The organism is Ruegeria sp. CDSB013 (assembly GCF_059611165.1).
On sequence record NZ_JBXWPA010000004.1, the window covers coordinates 296864 to 317780 of the forward strand.

The 20917-nt window shown below is 55.2% G+C and carries 14 protein-coding genes and 1 pseudogene; 10 read left to right on the forward strand and 5 right to left on the reverse strand.

Annotated elements, in window-relative coordinates:
- Positions 1–416 precede the first annotated feature (416 nt).
- The 3 genes and pseudogenes from AC2FJF_RS09680 to AC2FJF_RS09690 all read left to right on the forward strand — a co-directional run bounded on the left by AC2FJF_RS09680 (position 417) and on the right by AC2FJF_RS09690 (position 3317).
- Entirely contained in the window at positions 417–569 is a 153-nt protein-coding gene (locus AC2FJF_RS09680) for a hypothetical protein (protein WP_496725012.1), read from the forward strand.
- A gap of 67 nt (positions 570–636) precedes the next feature.
- Positions 637–1126: pseudogene (locus tag AC2FJF_RS09685) on the forward strand (transposase family protein); the annotation flags it as partial.
- A gap of 931 nt (positions 1127–2057) precedes the next feature.
- Complete coding sequence (locus AC2FJF_RS09690) at positions 2058–3317, forward strand: aminotransferase class V-fold PLP-dependent enzyme (RefSeq protein WP_496725014.1); 1260 nt, start codon at positions 2058–2060, stop codon at positions 3315–3317.
- Between the two features lie 46 nt (positions 3318–3363).
- On the opposite strand, the gene AC2FJF_RS09695 is transcribed toward AC2FJF_RS09690, so the two are convergent.
- The 3 genes from AC2FJF_RS09695 to AC2FJF_RS09705 all read right to left on the reverse strand — a co-directional run bounded on the left by AC2FJF_RS09695 (position 3364) and on the right by AC2FJF_RS09705 (position 4449).
- Positions 3364–3564, reverse strand: a complete 201-nt coding sequence (locus AC2FJF_RS09695) for a hypothetical protein (RefSeq protein ID WP_496725229.1) — start codon at positions 3562–3564, stop codon at positions 3364–3366.
- Entirely contained in the window at positions 3483–3887 is a 405-nt protein-coding gene (locus AC2FJF_RS09700) for a 3-hydroxyacyl-CoA dehydrogenase NAD-binding domain-containing protein (RefSeq protein WP_496725016.1), read from the reverse strand. Before AC2FJF_RS09700 ends, AC2FJF_RS09695 begins: the two co-directional genes overlap by 82 nt.
- Positions 3888–4008: 121 nt before the next feature.
- Complete coding sequence (locus tag AC2FJF_RS09705) at positions 4009–4449, reverse strand: aldehyde dehydrogenase family protein (RefSeq protein ID WP_496725018.1); 441 nt, start codon at positions 4447–4449, stop codon at positions 4009–4011.
- 787 nt (positions 4450–5236) lie between these two features.
- On the opposite strand from AC2FJF_RS09705, the gene AC2FJF_RS09710 reads away from it, so the two are divergent.
- Positions 5237–6934 (forward strand): type I secretion system permease/ATPase, encoded by a 1698-nt coding sequence (locus AC2FJF_RS09710; protein WP_496725222.1) that lies wholly within the window; start codon positions 5237–5239, stop codon positions 6932–6934.
- Positions 6934–8247, forward strand: a complete 1314-nt coding sequence (locus AC2FJF_RS09715) for an HlyD family type I secretion periplasmic adaptor subunit (RefSeq protein WP_496725020.1) — start codon at positions 6934–6936, stop codon at positions 8245–8247. Before AC2FJF_RS09710 ends, AC2FJF_RS09715 begins: the two co-directional genes overlap by 1 nt.
- 13 nt (positions 8248–8260) lie before the next feature.
- Here AC2FJF_RS09715 and AC2FJF_RS09720 read toward each other — a convergent pair whose 3' ends face one another.
- Positions 8261–10312: a dockerin type I domain-containing protein gene (locus tag AC2FJF_RS09720; protein ID WP_496725022.1), complete on the reverse strand. Its 2052-nt coding sequence runs from the start codon at positions 10310–10312 to the stop codon at positions 8261–8263.
- Positions 10313–10522: 210 nt separating this feature from the next.
- Between AC2FJF_RS09720 and AC2FJF_RS09725 the strand changes: the two genes are divergently transcribed.
- The 5 genes from AC2FJF_RS09725 to AC2FJF_RS09745 are packed head-to-tail and all read left to right on the forward strand — an operon-like array spanning position 10523 to position 20007.
- The gene (locus tag AC2FJF_RS09725; RefSeq protein ID WP_496725024.1) at positions 10523–14353 is read left to right on the forward strand and encodes an Ig-like domain-containing protein; all 3831 of its coding nucleotides are present in this window, start codon (positions 10523–10525) and stop codon (positions 14351–14353) included.
- A gap of 60 nt (positions 14354–14413) precedes the next feature.
- A complete protein-coding gene (locus tag AC2FJF_RS09730) occupies positions 14414–15220 on the forward strand; it encodes a SapC family protein (protein WP_496725026.1) in 807 nt (268 codons plus the stop codon).
- Between the two features lie 2 nt (positions 15221–15222).
- Entirely contained in the window at positions 15223–16578 is a 1356-nt protein-coding gene (locus AC2FJF_RS09735) for a TolC family protein (RefSeq protein WP_496725028.1), read from the forward strand.
- The gene (locus tag AC2FJF_RS09740) at positions 16566–18713 is read left to right on the forward strand and encodes a type I secretion system permease/ATPase (protein ID WP_496725030.1); all 2148 of its coding nucleotides are present in this window, start codon (positions 16566–16568) and stop codon (positions 18711–18713) included. Before AC2FJF_RS09735 ends, AC2FJF_RS09740 begins: the two co-directional genes overlap by 13 nt.
- Positions 18697–20007 (forward strand): HlyD family type I secretion periplasmic adaptor subunit, encoded by a 1311-nt coding sequence (locus tag AC2FJF_RS09745; RefSeq protein ID WP_496725032.1) that lies wholly within the window; start codon positions 18697–18699, stop codon positions 20005–20007. The genes AC2FJF_RS09740 and AC2FJF_RS09745 overlap by 17 nt, the downstream gene beginning before the upstream one ends.
- Positions 20008–20429: 422 nt before the next feature.
- On the opposite strand, the gene AC2FJF_RS09750 is transcribed toward AC2FJF_RS09745, so the two are convergent.
- Positions 20430–20909: an invasion associated locus B family protein gene (locus tag AC2FJF_RS09750; RefSeq protein ID WP_496725034.1), complete on the reverse strand. Its 480-nt coding sequence runs from the start codon at positions 20907–20909 to the stop codon at positions 20430–20432.
- Positions 20910–20917 lie beyond the last annotated feature (8 nt).

Below are 20917 nucleotides of genomic sequence, written 5' to 3' on the forward strand. Positions count from 1 at the left end.
TGAGTTAAGATTGTGGCAGTAGGTGTCGGTACTTGGCAACTCGTTTATCAGAGACCGCCAAAGCCGGTCGGAGAAGGAATTATCAAGGGTGTTCAGTCAGTTTTGATCTGTAGCCTGGGGAATGCCGGACGTCCTTTAAAAGCCTTGTTTCATTGGAGTCAACGGTGAGTTTCCAAGAAAAAAATGGACTCAATAATCTCCTGATGTCATTTTGAGATTGTGGGCGGCATGTCTATTTTAGCACGTACTGGTTTTCCCGACCGGATTTTAGAGGGGGTATTTAGTGTGATGTGCCGCCCCACGAAACCCCAAAAACAGCGGTCAGCGTGCTCGGGTTTCTGCAGAGATTTATGATCTTCTAACAAATTGAATCAGGAACAGGATACATGGCATGAGGCGAGTTTATTGCCGACTTCTTGGACAAAGATGGCTGGTTCGTTTCGCCGGAGGTGCGTCTGTTCATCAGTGTGCGCGGTGTGGTGTCGCCGGTGATGCGTATGGCAATGAAGTTCGCTGACATTACCGCGCGCTTCGCCTCATCCTACCATATCGTCCATTGCATGAGTTGAAGTTGTAGCCGGGGTGGATTCACAAACGAAGTGCAATTATGCCTTGATGTTGGTCAAAGAGAGTTAGTCCGAATTCGGGCCGACATTGGCCGCAGAGAAGTTAGCTGAGCATCACGGCTTCACATGAGACATTGCGCAATTGGATGGTGGAAGATTGAAGCTGGCTATCTCGCAAGCAGCACCGAACATTCCATCAGCCGCGCCTGCAGCGGGAATGCCGTGGTGAGTTGACCCAGATCGACGGCTCCGATCAACATTAGTTCGAGGATCGTGGCGACCCCTGCACCCTTCTCGTCTTCATGGATGACGCGACCAGCACCTTGATGGAACTTTGCTTTGTGAAGTCAGAAAGCACCTTCAGCTATATCGATATGCTTGAAAGCTATTTGCATAAACATGGCCGTCCGGTGGCGTTTTATAGCGACAAACACACGGTGTTCCGTGTGGCCAGCAAAGATGCCAAGGGCGGCGCTGGCATGACCCAGTTCGGCCGTGCGCTAAAGGCGCTGAATATCGAGACCCTGTGCGCGAACAACTCTCAGGCCAAAGGCCGGGTTTAACGCGCCAACCGCACGCTCCAGGATCGACTCGTCAAAGAGCTGAGGCTAGCCGGTTTGAAGTGCGCTGGGAAGGCCGGGCCCTGCCCTATCGGATCTTCGAAATGGACCAACGCGTCACCCACGCCGCAGTCACTGAGAGCAAGCGGTTCGGGGCTGTGCTGGCGCATATCAAGGATACGCAAGAACAAGCTCCCCAAAACCTAAAGTGAGGACAAATTCCGAGAAGATGGGTTACAAGCCCAACGGCAGGAAGCCCGATCAGCCGCCGAGAACACGGGCCAGTAAGAGGACTGCACTAGAATCTGAGTTAGTGCAAAAATAGCAGCTGCGCAGAAGACAGCGCACCCTTCAGGTAATCTTGAAGCTAACGCCAATGGCCTGATTGGGTGTGGCTTCTTCAAAAACTGACTGCATCTAAAATTGTAATAGAGCTACCACATCAGACACTTTGTTTTTCCCGCTCACTTCAATAGCGTAAGGTGGCCTGCGTCATTGATGTCACTGGTAATGCAGTCCTACAGCGCATCCAGATTGTGCCTAGCTAGTTTGGAGCAGCAAGCGCAGACAGCAGCATCGTAAATACGTCATCAAAACTTCCTCCACCCCAATTCAGGGAGTTTACAGGAAGTGTCCCAAGTGTCCGTGAATATCTACAGGAAATTAGATGCCTCCGCACCCCAATCCTCCTAAGATCTGGTTTTCCGAGGCAAACTGGATAGCAAGCAGACGCGATAGCGTAAAACAGCTGCAATATTCCCTGATCGTGTCGCGTTGTCGCTTGACAGGATGGCTGCATGCGGCCTGATCAATTCAGTTCGCCGAATCTATGATGAAAACGTCAACGATTTTCCGGACAAAACCTTATCGCGGTGGCCTAGCTCTGCCGCACGATCGTGAACCGCTTTCTGACTAAGCACAGGACAAACCTATGATCCAAGACAACCCTGCCCTCATCGAGGCCATACGCGGCCGGTTCGCCCATGTCGGCACCTGTCCCTTTCAAGGCGAACGCATCTTTTTTGAGAATGCGGGCGGAGCACTGACATTGAAATCCGTCGCTGAAACCTCGGCTTTTTATGCAGCAATCCCGGACAATCCGGGGCGCATAAATCCTGCAGGTCAGGGAACCCAAGGCGTCATCAACAAGGCCAAAGACGACTTGGCCGTGTTCATGAACGCATCTTCTGGGCAGTTCTTCGCAGGTGAAAGCGGAACCGAGCTGCTGTTTCGCATGATCCGCACCGCGTGTCTGGTCGCCCCCAAAGGTGCAAAAGTGATCGGTTCATCAATCGAGCACCCGGCCACCCGAAGCGCAGCACGTCGCTGGGCTGAAATCGCCGCGCTGGAGTACGTTAATGTGCCCCACGACAACGACACCGGATTGGTTACGGCCGAGGATTATACTGCGCTGATAACGCCAGATGTCGCAGTGGCAACGATCCTGCATGCGTCGCCCGTGACAGGCATGGGCATGGACGTAGCCGCGATTTCCGCGGCGATCCGTGCTGTGGCACCGGATTGTTTGATAATCGTCGACGGCATTCAGCATGCGGCCCACGGGCAACTGGACCTGGACGCCTACAATGTCGATGGCTACGCGATTTCACCTTACAAAGTGTTTTCCCGCCACGGATACGGCATCGCCTGGATCTCCGACAAACTCAGCGCTTTGCCACATGACATGTTGATCGATGCACCCGCAACTGGGTGGGAGTTCGGGACCCGCGATACGGGATCGTATGCAACCGTATCAGACGTAGTAGCGTATTTTGACTGGCTCGGTGGCGAAGTTTCGGATGAGACCGAGCCGCGCAAACGGATCGAGGCTGCGGGCCGAGCCATTCACGCCTATGAAACCCACTTGACCGATACTGCTATCAACGGCACCGGCAATCTGCCAGGGCTGAGTGATATGGATCACGTGACCATTCTGGCAGGCGCCGATAACCCGGCACGCGAAGGGCTGGTGTCAATCGTGGTCGAGGGTCATGCATCCGAGGACGTGGTCGAGACACTGAATCAACAGGGCATTCGCACCCATACTCGAAAGGCTGACCACTATTCCGGCAACGTTCTTACACCGCTGGGCCTGTCGGATTGTATCCGCATTTCTTTTTGTCACTACAACACGGAACAGGAAATCGCGCGGTTGCTGGGGGCCATCAAAGTTATGGGCGAAAGCAGTTGACCAGATCCGATTTGGTCGTAGCAAACGGTTACATAGCTGGCGGTTCTCAACCCAAACCTGCAACGGGCTTTTGCAGAGTTACGAAAAAAGCGTCGCGTTGTTCCGACACCTCGGCCGGAGTATTTCCGCATGCCGCAGCTTTGACGTTGTCCACCAGTTGCCGGTTCACGTCGTGACCCGTTGTCCCCAAATTGATTGCTTCGCCCAGGATTGCAGCATGCAAGCGATTGACCACGTGTCCAGACACTTCTTTGTTGTCGTGGCTAGGTTTTCATAGAACGATTGAGCTGCCTCAATGACCTCGTAGGCGGTTTTGTCATTCCCCAGAACCCCGACCAGCGGCATCAGGTGCGGGGGTTCGAACGGGCACCCCAAAACAAAGCGGCGGGGTTTCTTCAGCCCTGTTGCATCTATCCCAGCGTCAAACCCAAGGCTGGCCTGGCAACTGACGCATCCAGCGGAATCCAGATGATGTTGTCCCACAACCCTTCGGATTCTGACCTGCGCCCGATCCCTTGCCGACCCCCGGTAACCAGCGCTCGTTTTCTTACCAACCGCATCAGCGTGCACCCAACACAAGACGCGCTGACGTGTGGGTATCCAAAACAGGGACCGATATGTTGCAAGCCGCGCCTTTGCCTTTCAATGCGGCCCATTACCTTTCCGTCGCGGGCATCTCATGCTTCGTAAACTAGGTCTTTCCGCAGCGCAGTTGAGACGTCATTTTCATCGCCATCGAAACAACCTTGGTCAAAACTGTTGAAGCCAGATCATAGCGCCTGGCGTTGGCGATCCGACGAGCGTTTTTCGCCTCGCCAATGTGCGACGGGGTGACAAGAGGTCCGAACACCTCATTATACGCATTCTCCGCATTGTTGTTGGCATTCACTGCGACCGTCGGCGGGTAGAAGAATCCGACCTGTTCGCCCAGCTCGCCGCCTATCGCGATTTCGGATCGTTTCAGCCACGGCATCAATATCGGCATCGACCCGTTGGCCCGCTCATAGTGCAGACAATCCGACAAACTGCGTGCCCGATCCAAACGGATATCCCAGCAATACAACGTGGGCGTTTTTTTGATGTATGTTTCGAACGCCCAGTTCAACCGGCTATGCGATATACCAGCCCTCATGCAAATCTCGGGCGATGGTATCGGATCTTCCAGATTAGTTTCCCTTGCCGGATTGGCCGCCCTGAGCTTGGCGGGAACCGATGTACCCAAATATTCGCCGAGGCGCTGCCGCCACAACATGAAACCCGGTTTTCATCAATCACCAACAGGTTTTCGACCACTTCAATAACCGAGTAAAACTCCTGAAAGCCATCAATATGTTCCTAGTGACCGGTCGCCCGCCGCGCATTCAGAAGTCCGGACCGCGCCGGCATGAATGCCCTCATGTCCAGCTTGTTAATACCACCACGATGTCGGCCACATCAACGTCACCGAAGACAACCCTTCTTTTCCCTGCACCATTGCTTGCGACACAATTGCCGCCTCTCTCGGCCAAGAAGCCTCTTGAAAACTAGGGCTTGCCATCCAATTTTGTTGGTCGCGCGAAACAGATCGGCAAACACTATTGTAGCGGCCAGATCAGGCCGGACGAGACCGCAAAAATCACACGGGCAGTAAGGTCTGAGATGTTTGCCACCTGGTCTTCGCCTCAATTGCACTACGTAGAGATAAAGAGAGTATCACTTCAGTCAACGCGCAAGTCAGATGTCGATAAGCCATTGCCAAAACACCGATTGCGATCTTGGTCGGCGGTATATGGACAATCTGCAACGAGATGTATTTCCACTATTGGGACATCAGTCTAGGATGCGCGCAAATACTAGCCCATTCGAAACCTGCGCAACAAAAACGAGAAGCTTCGTTCGTGAATATTAAGAACCACATGGCAGCACAGCCAAGACGTGAAATGCAATCTGCGCGCAACCAGGGGATCACATTCCTGGCGCTTGCGTTTTTGTTCAGCATCTTCGTCAACTTGTTGATGTTGACCGGACCTTTGTTCATGTTGCAGGTCTATGATCGCGTTCTTGGGTCCCGAGCGGTCGAGACTTTGGCTGCGCTGTTTCTGCTGGTGGCACTTTTGTACGGCCTTATGGCCATGCTCGATTTCGCGCGGGGGCGAATCGTGGCGCGTTTCGGCGCACGCTTTCAATCGCAGTTGGACGAACGCGTCTTTGATGCGACCCTGCGCCGATCTCTACACCCGCGCGCGCGGGCTGCACCCGCAACAGCGTTGCGGGATCTGGAGTCCATCCAAAACCTGTGTTCTTCTCCAGTTCTGCTGGCCGTCATGGACATCCCTTGGACGCCTATCTTTATCGCGGCAATTTTTCTGTTCCATCCTCTTCTGGGCTGGCTGGCCGTTGGTGGTGGCTCGCTTTTAGTTGTGATCGCGTTGCTGAACCAAATACTGACTCGTCGCAAGGTCGCCTTGGCTCAATCAGCGTCGGCAAAAGCCAACATCTTTTCCGAACATGCCCGACAGGCAGCCGAGGTAGTACACTCGCAAGGCATGCAAGAGGACATCACGCGTAGATGGCAGCGTCAACGAACAGACGCCTTGCAACAAACAATCGCCGCCAGTGACTGGACCGGCAGCTTTACGTCAGTGACGAAATCGCTGCGGCTGTTTTTGCAATCTGCAATGCTGGCGCTTGGGGCTTTGCTTGTTCTGCGCAATGAATTGACCCCCGGCGCGATGATCGCAGGTTCGATCCTGCTGGGTCGTGCTTTGGCACCCGTCGAGCAGGTTGTTGGGCAATGGGCTGTCGTTGAACGCGCCCGAACCGCGTGGAACTCGTTGAGCCAGTTTCTGGATGCCACGCCGCCCGAAAAACAGCGCACCAAGCTGCCTGTGCCCCAAGCCCGGTTGAAGGCCAAGGGTCTGACGGTCATCCCGCCTGGAGCGAATACTCCAACCCTCCGCAACGTCTCATTGAACCTCGAGCCCGGGCGGGCACTTGGTGTAATCGGAAAAAGCGGGTCAGGAAAGTCCACTTTGGCCAAGGCGCTTCTGGGTATTTGGCGTCCTGCAGCAGGCGAGATCCGTCTGGGAGGCGCAACGCTGGATCAGTACGATCCAACTGATCTGGGCCAACATATCGGATACCTTCCGCAAGAAGTTACGTTGTTCAACGGAACTGTCGCCGAAAACATCGCGCGTATGTCGGAAGACCCAAACCCGGAAGCCGTTGTAGCGGCCGCCAAAAAAGCCAATGCGCATGAGCTGATTCTGACGCTGGAAAAAGGCTACGATACCATTCTGGAAGGCAATGACAGTCAGCTGTCAGGCGGTCAGAAGCAGCGGATCGCGCTCTCGCGCGCGTTGTACGGAGACCCCGTTTTGTTGATTCTGGACGAACCGAACTCGGCGTTGGATGCCGATGGAACCGAGGCGCTGAACGCCGCTGTCCGCGATCTTAAGGCCGCAGGAAAGTCTACGATCATTATGACTCACCGTCCCCAAGCGATCTCGGAATGTGATGATCTTGCGGTGGTCGAACGGGGACAGGTTGTCAGATCCGGCCCAAGGGATGAGGTTTTGGGTGCAGTCGTTCAAAACGCCGGATCGATCAAGCGCAACCTCAGCAAGGCTGGCAACTGATGCAGGACAAAACAAATAATCAGCGCCCCGTATGGCGCATAACCATCCCTGCCCTGGTCGGATTTACGGCCCTTGGTATCCTTGTTGGCGGTTTGGGTGTTTGGGCAGTCAACACGCGTTTGGCCGGAGCCATTATCTCTCAGGGCATTATCGAGGTCGAAAGCAACCGTCAGGTGATTGAACACCCCGACGGCGGCGTTGTTGGTGAGATCTATGTGCGCGATGGCGATGCCGTCACCAGCGGCGAATTATTATTGCGGTTGGATGATACGTTTCTGTCGTCCGAGAAGACCATTGTCGAAGCCCAGCTGTTCGAACTGTTGGCCCGCCGGGCCCGTTTGGAAGTCGAGCGCGATGGCGCAAATGCCGAAGCTTTGGCCACCCGGTTGGCTGAGATTCAGCAACAGGAAAACATCGACCCTGATCTGATCGCCGGTCAGCAACGCCTGTTCGAGGCGCGATTGAATACATTGGACCAGCAAACTGAGCAACTGGGCAAACAGACCGTTCAAATCGAAAGTGAAATCGACGGTACCGAAGCGCAGCTTGTCTCGCTGCGGCGTCAGGTTGAATTGATCCAAACCGAACTGGACGATCAGCAAAGCTTGCTTCAGCGCGGCCTTACCCAGGCCAGCCGTGTTTCGGCCCTACAGCGTGAAGAGGCCAGCCTCACAGGGGATATCGGTCGGTTGGAAGCTGCCGCCGCGCGCCTAGGAGGCCAGATATCAGCGACCGAAATCTCGATACTTGAGCTTGAAGCAACACGGCGAGAAGAAGCCATAACGACCCTGCGTGATATTCAGTCTCAGATTGCCGAATTGGCCGAGCGCCGTCTGTCGCTGGACACCCGCCTTTCGCGACTGGATATCCGCGCCCCAGTTTCGGGAACGGTGTACGGCAGTCAGGTCTTTGCGCTGCAGTCCGTGATCCAACCCGCGGAACCTATGATGTATCTGGTACCGCAGGATACGCCCCTGGTCGTCGCCGCGCGCGTCGATGCAATTCACGTGGACCAGTTGCATGTTGGTCAGCCCGTTTTGTTGCGGTTTCCCGCGTTCAATCAGCGTGAAACGCCTGAAATTGACGGACAGGTTATGAATGTCTCGGCTGATACGTTTACCGACGAAAACACCGGCCAGACGTTCTATCGCGCCGAAGTCGTTCCACAAGACGGGCAAGTTGATCGTCTGAAAGGGCAGGAACTGCTGCCCGGTATGCCAGTGGAAACGTTGATCAAGACGGACGAACGTACGCCAATGTCTTATTTGGTCAAACCACTGGCAGATTACTTCAATCGGGCGTTCCGAGAGTGACCGCCCGGTCGCACTAAGGCGCTTCGAGGTTGCCCAGCAGGATCGAGGTCATGTCGGTGGCAATCACGCCATCCACAGCCACCACATTGGCCCCGGTATCATAAGAAACGTCGGTGCGCGTGATCCCTGAAAGGTCCGCGTCACTGTCGATGAAAACCCATTCCGGGCGAACGGCAGTCGGCTGTCCGACTGCTACTTGCAGAATCGACAAAGCATCGAGCGCATTCACCGAACCATCCCGGTTGAAATCTGCCGCGATCAAATTCTCCGGCGAGGCCGGTCCCCATGTCAGGTCCAGTCCGACCGAAATTCGCAAAACTTGCAGCGCGTCCAATGCGTTGATGTCCTTGCTCGCAGTGGAATAGGTCTTGATGACGTCAAACTCGCCCTCAAAAGTGCCGGACGGTAAATTCAAATCGAACCGTCCATTGCTGTCTGCACGAGCACTGATTGTGGCTCCGCCATTTGGGGTGAAGCTGATTTCAGCGTCACTGAGGCTGGGGTTGGCGGTTTCTGAATTGATTGAGACATCCCCTAAAACCCCATCGGAACTGCCCGGATCGAGCCCCCCGAAATCGCCGAAATCGACGGGAATGTGATCGGGGCCGCCAAAACCCGCGCCAAACACCTGAGCGCTGGTTAGCGGACCACCTGAGGCTGAATTCACGTATATTGTCTCATTGAAGTATTCAATCCGGGCGCCTTGCGCCGTCACGGTAAAAGTCAACTGTCCAGGCGTTCTGAGCAGCGGATAATCGAACATGTCCAACCGGTCGATACCAGCCTGAAAGTCCGTGATAGTGGTGGTTTCCGCTCCGTATTGCATGACAAAGATGTCTGCACCGGATCCACCGGTCATCGTGGTCTCGGCCGAACCGGCAATCAATATGTCATCCCCTGCCCCAGCAATAAGGGTCGTTGGAAGAATATTGCCGCTGAGCATATCGTTACCAGCTGTACCGTTAACTGTTCCCAAGCCACTACGCACGACACCCAGTTCTGCGACATCCACCGTTAGTTGGGTCAGCCCCGCATCCTGTTGCGAAGCGACCAGAATCTGTAGCTCATCACCGACCTGCGCGACGCTGAACGACTCCACATTCTGCAAACCGCTTTGAAGCGTATCGGCAAAACTGTCCAAATGCACCAGTTGTCCACCGGGCGTCATGGCGAACAAGGTTATTCCATCATCGCCACCACCCGCGACGACGAACACATGCCCGTTGATCTCGACCACAGAAAGGTCCTGAACCGACTCGAACCGTGTGTGCAGCGAATCCAGGGCATGGTCGGTTGGAATTAGACGGCCATCGGCGGCTAATTCCATGACACTGAGAGAGTTACTTTCAGCCCCCGCGACCACCACCCAGGACTTGCCATATGCCTGTATCACTTCAACCGCTGTGGGCGTCGCGATTCCCAAAGTCGTCAGGGCCTCGCTGTTGTCTACCACTGCTATGGCTGCGGTTCCCCCGTCAACCCTGTAAGTCGAGACAGTGTTGCTGGCCCCGTCGGTCGCAATAACAAAGTTGTCTGCACCAATGTTCAATGACTGCATCGAATCAGATCGTGCCACGATTACGCCCGAGGACGTCAATGTGCCGTCCCCATTCACGGTATAAGTGACAATCCGCCCGGTATCTTCATGCGCCATCATCAGCAGATCGCCGGACCCGGTCGACAGTTTCACCAAGGCCGAAATGTCACCGCCGCCGGTCAATATCCCGGTTTCCCGCAAGGATCCAACGGTCCCATCCGGGTTCAAATCATACCCCACCAGCCCATTTGCCGTGTCGATATCCAATACGAGCTGATCACTGCCACCAAACGAAACCGGAGTCCCCGTGCGGCCCACCTGAAACGTGATCGAACCGCTGAAATACTCGGTATCGACCAGTTGCGGAACCGCGCCATCGACAAGCTTCCAAACAGCAACACCGCCGCCGGGGCCGGTCAAACTGTACAGATACGTGGTCCCGTTAAACGTTTTTAAAGCCGTATCACGGATACCTGAATCGAGCGCTGCGCTTCCTGTTGCAACCACGCTTTCGAACTGAAGCATCATACTACATCACCCCACGCCAAAATTGGCAATGACTGCAGGATGATCCGATGCCCGGCCCGATACCAAAGCGGAATTGTGGTGAAAACGAGGAGTTCGGTTTCAGTTTAACACAATTTTTCCTGGTCCGACCGCATGAGTCACAAACGCGAAAGACTGATGAACAAAACCTGGCCCATCCAGGCGGACACAGACATCACATGTGAGGGTAAGATGACCAAAGAACATGATCCCAAAGCCAAAACTGCAGACGCCGGATCAGACAATGGTCGCAAGGACCACATTCGCCGGTGGATTGATGGCAAGATGCGACGCTGGATTGGACGCGGTATCGCTGGGGGGCTTGGCTCGACTCTCATGGCGCTACCCGCCTTGGCGCAGGCAACGATAGAAGAGCTTTATGCCTATCAGTTTGCAGAAACGATTCCCGGCGTTCAGTCAGTGAAGCTCCTAAAAAACGGGGATGTTCTGCTGAAGATGATAGATGGCAGTACAATGATTGTCGCTGCGGAAAACGTTCAGGTTCTGGACAGCGGCGCGATCATGATCGCCGAAAATGCCGTGAGTGAAATTGCGCAATTCAGTCTGGCTGCCGAAGCAGGTGGTGCCGCTGCGGCGGGCGGCGGCATCAGTGGCGTCGGGGCTGCATTGGGCGGATTGGGCCTCGCGGGGGCCGCCGCTGCGGGGGCCGGCGGCGGCGGTGGTGGAGACGATGGTGATTTTCAACCCGCGCCGCCTGCACCGCCTCAGGTTTTGAACCTCGCGCAGGCACAATCCACTGCGCTCAGCAGCACGGAGGCGAATATCAGGGTCCCGGATGGAACCGAAACAGTGGAACTTACGATCGGGTCTTTGGTCAAGTCCGTGCCACGCAATCCCGATGGAAGTTGGAGCATTTCGCTGACAGCCGTCGAAGCGGCCAGTCTGCCACAAGGTGTTCAGAACGTCACGGTTCGTCACTTGGACAGCGGCGGGCGAGAACTTTCGGTAGAGACCGTATCTTACAACATCGATACAGTACCCCCTACTCTGACAATTTCCGGATTGTCGGACGGTGCGGTCATAAATGCGGCGGAAAGCGCAACGGATCTGACCGTTTCCGGGACGACAAACGCGGAAAACGGTCAGACCGTGACGGTAACTCTGAACGGCGGAACATACTCTAGCACTGTGACCGACGGTCAATGGGCCGTCACTGTTCCTGCCAGCGATCTTGCCGCGTTGCCGGATGGCGAAACCATCGTGTTGACCGCAGATGTTTCAGATATGGCGGGGAACCCGGCAGCACAGATCGGTGACAGCATTGAGACAGACTTTACGGCGCCGACCGTTACCTTGGATCCTCTCCCCGTCGACAAAATCGAATTGGTCGACGTTCAGAACGATATGGAGCTGAGCGGATCGACAACAGCAGCTGATGGCCGGACAGTTATGGTCGAATTCGGCGGGCAAACCTATTCGACAACCGCCTCTGACGGTAGTTGGAGCGTCACTATTCCATCCGCTGATCTCGCAAATCTGCCCTCAGGTACTCCTGTGTCAATAAGGGTCGTCGTCAGCGATGAAGCAGGAAACACTTCGGTTCCGGCAATGACCTCCGTTCCGGTAGATCTGACTGGCCCTGCAATTTCCATATCGCCGCTATCAGTTGGATCCGCTGTGAACGCGGCTGAAGTCGGTTCGGATTTAACGGTTTCGGGAATTACCGGGAACGTAGAAGACGGCCAGCAAGTAACAGTCGTGCTGGACGGCCAGAGTTACACCGGTGCAGTATCCGGCAACAGCTGGTCGGTGACCATCCCAGCGACCGACCTTAGAGCATTGGCAGATGGGGGCACATTCACCATCACCGCAGATGTATCCAATACGGACGGGCTCGCAGCCAACCAGGCGAATGCACCCGTGTCCAAGGATGTCACCGCCCCGACCCTTACCATCGACGGATACTCTGATGGTGCCGTCCTGAATGCCGCTGAGCGTGATACGGACCTGACAATCACCGGGTCAACTGATGCAGAGGACGGACAGACCGTAACCGTATCGTTAAACGGCCAAGATTATACTGGTACCGTCTCTGGTGGCGTCTGGAGCGCGACTGTATCCGCAGCAGTTTTGACGGCACTGTCCGATGCCGCAACAATCCCGGTGACTGCAGACGTGACAGATGCCGCCGGAAACCCAGCACTGCAGGCAAGCGGCAATTTTGACACTGATTTCTCACCTCATTCCATCACCATCACCAATTTGTCCGACGGCCCGGTCATGAACTTGGCGGAACGCGGCACGGATCTGACGGTCTCAGGCACGTCGGATGCCCCGGACGGCACCACCATCACCGTGGAAGTCGTCAGAGCGGATGGCACTGTAGACCTGAGCAATACCACTACGGTCAGTGGCGGCACCTGGACGTTGGTTTCGCCGGCGGCCGGCTTAAATGCCCTGCAAGACGACGAAATTTACAGTGTGAATGCGACGGTTTCAGACACGGCTGGGAACAGCGCCAGCGCGAGTGATGGGTTTGGAACAGACTTCACAGCACCAACTGTGACGATCAACCCATTGGCTGTAGGATCTGTTTTGGACGTCTCCGAAAAGGGCAACGATCTGTCCATTTCCGGGGCGACATCGGCGGAAGAAGGACAAATAGTCACCGTCATGCTGGATGGCCAATCATATACCGGTGTCGCCACTGGTGGCACTTGGTCGGTCACTGTACCTGCGGCGGATCTTTCCGGATTGGCGGACAGTACAAATTTCCCCATTTCTGCAACGGTCAGTGATCAGGCCGGCAATAGCGCCAGTCCAGCGACCACAACACTCGCTACGGATTTCCGGCCGCTGTTAGACCTGAATTCTATAGGGGCGAACAACTCAATCTCACTCGGCGACGCACAGAGTTCTGGCGTTGTTGTATCTGGAACATCCGTTGGCCTCGCCGCTGGCCAAGCGGTGAACGTAACACTCAATAGTAACTCTGTCGGCACCGCTACTATCGCAGCTGATGGAACCTGGTCGCTTGCAGTTCCGGCGTCGGATTTCACAGGTATTTCAGCAGGTGATGACCTGAACTTTCAGGCGCAGGCCACGGTTTCCGGCGGCCCTGATCCTTTACCGGTAACCGGTGAGACGACGGCGCATGTACCGGGCGCATATGTCATTGCAGAAGCGGGTCGGAGCGGTTCAACTATCACGTACCAAATCTTCGCAGACGCTGACCGCGACGTTTCCAGCGGGCTAGCGATGACGATCGAGTTGGGATTTGATCCGTCAGTTGTGACCTTCGACGCAGGATCCGATGTTGGGAACGGGGCTTTCGGTCTGTATCTGTCCAACCCAGTTGGGGGCTCCGTGATCAACTTTGCAGGTGTCGCGACCAGCTTTACGGATCTGAACCAACCCCTGGTGACATTCACCATGACCGTTCAGGATCCCAGCAAACCGGTTGAACTGTCGCTTACCACCCCGGATGGGGGTCCGACGACCGTCATAATCGGCACTGATGGAAATGACACCCTGGTCGCCAGCGATGTGGACAGCTTTGTTCGTGGTCAGGACGGCGACGACGCCATCAATGTCTCGGACGCGGGTCGCGACGTCGTTGTGTTCGAAGCCGCCCCTGCGGCAAACGGGGTAGACACGATCACCGGCTTTTCACTCGGAGCGGCAGAGGATGTGGCAGATGCGTTGATGTTCAATGGCCTCGATCACTCTACCTTGCGCGGCGATGGCACGGGCATTGAGACATTAAATGTAGGCGGCGCGGTTGGTGCCAACACGGGCGTCATCGGCTTAACCACAGTTCTGGCAGACCTGTCGACCAATACAATTGAAACTGCCGTCGAAAGTTTGACGGGACTTCAGGCGGGTGACGAGATGTACGTACTCGCGACAGATGGAGACGATAGCGTTCTGGTCAGGGTCGACTATTCCTCCCCGACTGCAGCCACCGTTGAAACCATGGCGCAATTTTCGGGGTTAGACGATCTGAGCGGATTGAGCGCGGACAATATCCTGATCGCCGACCCGACCGGAGCAACGGCTTGATCAAAACACGGACTGCCGGCTTTTCAACCGGCAGCCACTCCATACACCAAAGGATCAAACATGGCAGAGAACGGCCTGTTTCCAGTCACATATGAGCGGCACGGTGACAAATACTGGAAGCGTTTTTCATCTTACCACTTTGCGGAAACCCAGCAGGCTTGCTCGATTGTCGAGAAAGAAATTCTGCTCGTCGCGGCCACGTATCCGGTAATGTTTCGCGAAATCAGGGGGGAAATTGAACCTGTAGCACTAATGTCATTGAATCCGGACGCGCCAACCCCTTTTGTGTCCGACGAAGGGCGATGGTTGGCCGCCTACATTCCGTCCGCGTTGCGGTGCCCGCCATTTCAAGCGGGTTTGCCGAGTAAAACGGGTTGTGATCCGCAACTTCTGATCGATGAATCTTCTGGTCTGGTCACCGATGCTCCGAAGGACGAACCGTTCTTTACCGATGCTGGTGAGTTGACCGTTGAGCTTTCAAACGTCCTCAGATTTTTTCAAGCACGAGAGGCCTCGGCCAAGGACATTCGGTCCGTGTGTAACGTCATTCAAGGGATGGGTCTTTTTGAACAAATGGCAAGCTACGATGACGTCGCGCTGCCGGCAGGGTATCTGGTCCTGGATGTCCGACGCTTGAAGGCTCTTTCGCAGACAGAGAAACTTGCATTGTTCGATGTCGGTGCAATTCAATTACTGCACGCCCATCAAGTATCACTTTCACACATTTCTTGGCTGTCGCAGGCGCAAGAGCAGCTGGCGAAGCCAAAACTTCAAAACCAATATACCGAAAATTCAGACATTTCGCGTTTCCTTACCGCCATGGCACACGCTCAAAATGACGAACTTTTTATGGCTGGTGAGGTGTGAAAATGCCTCTGATCTCCTGCAACTCTGGCCTAAAGTATCTTGCCTGTCTGTGTATTCCTTTGATGGCGGCTTGCGCGCCTCCACCCGACCTTACGGGCGTAGAGGTTTCTCTGTCAGCAGGTTCTGTCGGGGCTGGTGCGCAGCCCCCCCTTCCACGTCTGACGCAAAGCGAGTTTGGTCAACGGGTGCGGGCGGCCGTCGAAACCAACCCAAACCTCGCACAAAGCGCGACACGACTGGAAATCGCAGACGCTGACGAAAATGCGGCCAAGGGTGCTTTCCTTCCTCGCGTATCAATGGGAATCAATGCGCGATCACAGCGTGTGAATTCCGATATTGCAGACTTCACCCCGTATCTGCGCGTTTCGCAACTCGTCTATGACGGAGGCGCTGCGTCGGGCGAACTGGCTGCGGCTCAGGCTCGCGTCCTCGAAAGCCGGGGCGGTCAACTGCAAACCGCTGCGGCGCTGGCCCTTGCCGCAATCGAAGCGTATGTTGTGGTCCTTGATCGACGAAAGATCCTGGAAATCTCAGCCCAGAATGTTGAGGTGCACGCCGAGATCGTGCGCCAGATCACCGAACGCAGCACGCAGGGCGTGGGCTCAAATGCAGACGTTTTGACCGCACGCTCGCGCATGGCAGACGCGCGAACGCAGCTTGCCGATGCAGAGGCTCGGACAGACAGGGCGGAGGCACAGTACCAGGAAGTCTTCGGACGCCCACCGGGGGCACTTACCGCTCCGGTCGCTGCGCCCAAATTGGCCAGAACGGATTCGCAAATCGTTTTGGACAGCCCACAAGTACGACGTGCGAATGCCGCTTTGATCGCTGCAAAGGCAGAGCAAACTGCAGCCATTGCGCGGCGACAGCCAGGTGTAGAAATCGCGGCTTTTGCAGATCGCGATGACAGCAATGATGCTAATTTCGGTGTCGACCTGTCCGTAAACTATGAACTGGACAGCACCGGTCAACGTAAGGCCGCCATAGCTGCTGCCCAAGCTCAGGTGAAAGAGGCCGAATTCGCCCGTGAGACGTTAATTCGAGAAATCCGCCGCGAGTTAGAGTTCATCCGGTCAGATCAGGACGCAGGCGCGGTTCGCCTGCAAGCGGCTCGTTTAGCTGCCCATGCCAACGCCGAAAGCGTGGAAGCTGCACGGGCCCAATTCACCATCGGCCGACGCAGCTTGGTCGAGATACTGGATGCACAGCGAGACTATGTGAACGCGCAGCAAAGGCTGATTTTGGCGGAGCAAAGCTTCTTCCTCACAAACTACGCTGCCCTCAGCCTGACTGGGGACATTCTGGATTACCTCGGCATTTCGATTGCAAACACAGGTGAAGATTCATGGCCGCGTTGAACCCTTTGGCACCTAAACAAGATCTTTCTCCGTTGGAAATTTGCCTGCTGCACGTCGCCTCGCATCTTGGTCGCTCAATCACGGTTGGGGCACTTCACGCTGCGCAATCCGGCACAACAGGTCATTTGAGCCAGCGAGATGCAATTGAGGTTGCCCGCCATGCCGGGTTGCAGGCGGGATTTGGGTCGCGAAAACTTGCGGATTTCGATGACACACTGGTCCCAGCAATTTTTCTGTTGGACGACAATAAAGCAGTTGTATTTCACGGGCGTACCAAGAGCGGCCGTTTTCTGATTTTCGACCCTGAGATGGGGGAAGGCATCGGAGAGGTTGAAGAAACAGTTTTAGGGAAAAGCTACACCAGCTACACACTTTTGTTTCGGCGCAGCCACAATGAGGAAACACCAGGTCGAAACAGGACCGCATCCGGGCATTGGTTTTGGTCGGCCATGTTGGCAAACCGCTGGTCCTATGCGCAAGTGGTGCTTGCCGCCGCGGTAGCGAATTTTTTGGGTCTTTCCACATCCGTTTTCATCATGGTCGTCTATGACAGGGTTCTTCCGAATGAGGCGACGGAATCCCTTATCGCACTGACCGCAGGGGTTGGTCTTGCCCTTTCTTTCGATTTCGCCCTCAAACTCTTGCGCGCTGGCTTTATTGATCGGGCCGGGCAAAAGGCCGACATGTTTATGGGGCGGCGCGTTTTTGACCAGGTTTTGAATATCAAAATGAAATCGCGGACCGGATCGACCGGTGCTATGGCCAGCACGATCCGCGAATTTGAAACTCTGCGCGAGTTTTTTACATCGGCAACTCTGGTCGCCCTCGTGGACCTGCCCTTCATCGCCCTCTTTATACTGGTCATTCACCTCGTTGGTGGACCTCTGGCGCTGATACCTGCCCTTGCCGTTCCGATTGTTTTGATTGCGGGCCTGGCAGTGCAACCAATGTTATCGCGCTTGGCCGAAAAAAGTTTTGCGGACGGTCAGTCAAAACAATCCGTACTGGTCGAGACCGTTTCCGGTCTTGAAACCATCAAAACAACCGCAGCGGCAAAACAAATGCGGGCGCGATGGGAAGATGCTATCGAGCGGCAGTCCTCCCATGGAATCCGCAGCCGGACAGTTACCCAATTCGCATTGAACCTGACAGGATTCACGCAACAGGCGGCGCAGGTCCTGATTGTTTTCTTCGGCGTGTTCCTGATCACTGAAGGGCAGGCAAGTATGGGTGCGTTAATTGCGTCTGTAATGCTGACTGGACGCGCGCTGGCGCCACTGGGGCAGCTTGCCCAGACACTCACACGTGTGAACCAGGCGCGCAGCGCGTATCGCAATCTAAACGCTTTGATGCGGGCGGAAAATGAGCGGCCCGAAGGACGCAACTGGATCAGTCGACCACATGCAAAAGGCCGCATTTCTTTCAAAGATGTGCATTTTGCCTATCCTGAACAAGCCGATGATGCCCTTTCAGGTGTCTCATTCGACATAGAACCGGGTGAAAAAGTTGCCATTCTGGGCGCGATCGGATCCGGGAAAAGCACCATCGCGCGTTTGATGCTCGGTTTATTCGAGCCGAGGACCGGTTCGGTAATGCTGGATGGGGTCGATATCCGTCAGATTGACCCCGGCGACTTACGTCGCAATGTCGGTTCGGTTTTGCAGGACGTTTGGCTTTTTTCCGGCTCAATTCGCGAAAACATTGCCAGCGGTGCGATCCGGCCCATGGATCAAGATTTGATCAGAGCGGGCCACGTGGCCGGGGTTGAAGATTTTATCGCGCATTGCCCCAACGGCTATGACCAACAACTGGCAGAACGTGGCGAAGGAATATCGGGCGGCCAGCGTCAAGCCATCGCGCTGGCCCGCGCGCTGATTGGACGCCCACCAGTGTTGTTGTTGGATGAACCGACCAGTGCAATGGATGTGAAGACCGAAGCCGAGGTTATCAAGCGTCTGAAACAAGAAACCAAAGACACCACAATGGTTATCGTCACACATCGGACCAGCCTGCTTGATCTGGTCGACAGGGTCATTGTGGTCGAACGCGGCCGGGTCGGCGCAGACGGTCCAAAAAGCATGCTGACCCAGCGCGCGCGCGCAACAGGGAGGCATCTGAATGTCGCGGCATCCTGACCTTGCCATGATGGCAAGAGAAATGCGGGGGAAATCTCCGTTGGGGGGATCTCTCCTGTTGCTTGTTATCCTTGCCTGCCTCGTCTCCGCCGGGCTTTGGGCCTACATGACGGAACTCGACGACGTGACCCGCGTGGATGGCCGGATTGTGCCGTCGGCGGACGTGCAGTTGATTGAGGCAACAGAACCCGGAGTATTACAATACTTGCACGTCGCGGAAGGGCTGGTTGTCGACAAGGGAACGCTGTTAATGGAGTTCGACACAACGCAGATCGACAGTCAGTTGAGCCAGGAACAACAGCGCGCATATGGATTAATGGCTCGGGCCCAACGATTGCAGGCAGAGATTGACGGCACCCAGCTTACCTTCTCAGGAAAGCTGATTGAAGGCGCGCCAGAAGTGGTCAGAACCGAAACTGCTTTGTATCAGGGCCGTCAGGCGGAACTGGCCGCTGAAATCGCCATCCTGGAGCGACAGCGTGAGCAGCGCCAGCGCGAGTATGAGGAAGGGCTGGTAGACCAGGTGACAGCCGAAGAGACGCTTGGGATTCTGGCCGAAGAACACGCCATCATGACCCCGTTGGTGAAAAAACGGATGGAGCCTGCGACAACGCTTTTGTCGCTGCGCCGCAGTTCCGCTGAATGGGAGGGTCGCAAGGTCCGTGCAGTTGCAGTGACCAACAGGTTGAAAACCGGACTGGAAGAAATCGACGATCGTATTCAAGCCGCACATAGCAGGTTCCGGAGCGCAGCGCTCACCGACCTTGCGGTCTCGACAGCCGAACTCGCGGCACTTCGGCCGTCCTTACCGGCCTTGCAAGACCGCGCGGATCGCGCACAGATCAGATCACCCGTGCGTGGAATCATAAATCGCGTTCACCGGACAACGATTGGCAGTTTGGCACGCAGCGGTGAAGAACTGATCGAGATTGTTCCATTGGACGACAGGCTTCTGGTCGAGGCCTATGTTCGCCCCGAAGATATCGCGTTTCTACACGCAGGCCAGCCCGTTAAGGTGAAAATTACGGCCTATGATTTTGCGCGTTACGGCGCGCTGGACGGTGAGATCACCCGCATAGGCGCCAACACGGTGACAAGGCCCGAACGCAATGATGAAGAGGTCTTTGTCATCGAAATCCAGACACGTCACGCTATTTTGGACGCAAGCGGCGTAGCCGTCGAGATCATCCCGGGGATGATTGCGGAAGTGGATATCTTATCTGGCAAGAAAACGGTTCTAGACTACTTTTTGCAACCCGTAATCAAGATCAAAGATCGCGCCCTGCGTGAATAATCAAGCGCTGTGTGAAACGCAGGATCAGCGATTGTGCCGCGAGTTTTTGAGTGAACAAAGTCGGCTTCTTGGAGGGTGCACCTATCCCGCAATCTCGGCAAACACCCGAAATCCGGTTGTTGAATTGCTAGGGTAACTGGCGTTTTAGAACTATGTTGGCAACTTCAATTGTAGTGGTTCCGATGTGATCTGACCGTTGGCTGTTTTTCCGGCAGTGTCTGTCCGTTCAAGTTTGATTCAGGAACTTTTCCTTCCAGATCTCTTTGCCCTTGATTATGATTTGGAATGGCGTTTGTGGGGTATGGCTGCTCCCGGTACGATTATGGCGGTCTTCGTTCGATCAATGTTCCATGCCCGGCACGATCAAGGGTCCGATTTCGATGACCAGCACCAGACAGATGCCTGTATGCAAAAAACAGTCGTTATGGCAGAATATCTGATACCTTGCTGAATCCCGTCAGATCGAAACCAAAGGAGATTGGATCTCTTGCTGTGTTTTTACTTTCGATCGTAAATTGCTTACCCGCCCGCATCGCAGACATCCACTCTGTTGAGACAGCGGAACGAGCAAAGCAGCCTTGAGCCTCGCAGGTCAGAAACTCCAGACGGGCGACTTCGACGTCATCGACCATTGCGATCACCCCTTCGGAAAACAGAAGACCAAACGGCAAGGTCAGCACGGCTTCGGTCTCATCTTTTCCCGCAGGCTTCACGAACGCAACGGAGGTAAGCCTCTGATTGTTTTCGGTCAAAACAATACTCTGGGTCATTTCACAGACCAGCTCGGTTCCGTTGCCCGGATTTCCACAATTTACCGACCACGGGAGTGTGCCGTTCTCTTGCGCGGCAAGAGGATGTGTCAAACCCAGTGAGATTCCTAGCGCACCAAGCCAAATTTTCATACTGCCGT

What these genes read in the sequence shown, in the direction of transcription:
- AC2FJF_RS09720 (WP_496725022.1), bottom strand. Translation starts at nt 10,312, where the DNA reads ATGATGCTTCAGTTCGAAAGCGTGGTTGCAACAGGAAGCGCAGCGCTC.
- AC2FJF_RS09690 (WP_496725014.1), top strand. Translation starts at nt 2,058, where the DNA reads ATGATCCAAGACAACCCTGCCCTCATCGAGGCCATACGCGGCCGGTTC.
- AC2FJF_RS09735 (WP_496725028.1), top strand. Translation starts at nt 15,223, where the DNA reads ATGCCTCTGATCTCCTGCAACTCTGGCCTAAAGTATCTTGCCTGTCTG.
- AC2FJF_RS09725 (WP_496725024.1), top strand. Translation starts at nt 10,523, where the DNA reads ATGACCAAAGAACATGATCCCAAAGCCAAAACTGCAGACGCCGGATCA.
- AC2FJF_RS09715 (WP_496725020.1), top strand. Translation starts at nt 6,934, where the DNA reads ATGCAGGACAAAACAAATAATCAGCGCCCCGTATGGCGCATAACCATC.
- AC2FJF_RS09730 (WP_496725026.1), top strand. Translation starts at nt 14,414, where the DNA reads ATGGCAGAGAACGGCCTGTTTCCAGTCACATATGAGCGGCACGGTGAC.
- AC2FJF_RS09745 (WP_496725032.1), top strand. Translation starts at nt 18,697, where the DNA reads ATGTCGCGGCATCCTGACCTTGCCATGATGGCAAGAGAAATGCGGGGG.
- AC2FJF_RS09740 (WP_496725030.1), top strand. Translation starts at nt 16,566, where the DNA reads ATGGCCGCGTTGAACCCTTTGGCACCTAAACAAGATCTTTCTCCGTTG.
- AC2FJF_RS09705 (WP_496725018.1), bottom strand. Translation starts at nt 4,449, where the DNA reads ATGAGGGCTGGTATATCGCATAGCCGGTTGAACTGGGCGTTCGAAACA.
- AC2FJF_RS09710 (WP_496725222.1), top strand. Translation starts at nt 5,237, where the DNA reads ATGCAATCTGCGCGCAACCAGGGGATCACATTCCTGGCGCTTGCGTTT.
- AC2FJF_RS09750 (WP_496725034.1), bottom strand. Translation starts at nt 20,909, where the DNA reads ATGAAAATTTGGCTTGGTGCGCTAGGAATCTCACTGGGTTTGACACAT.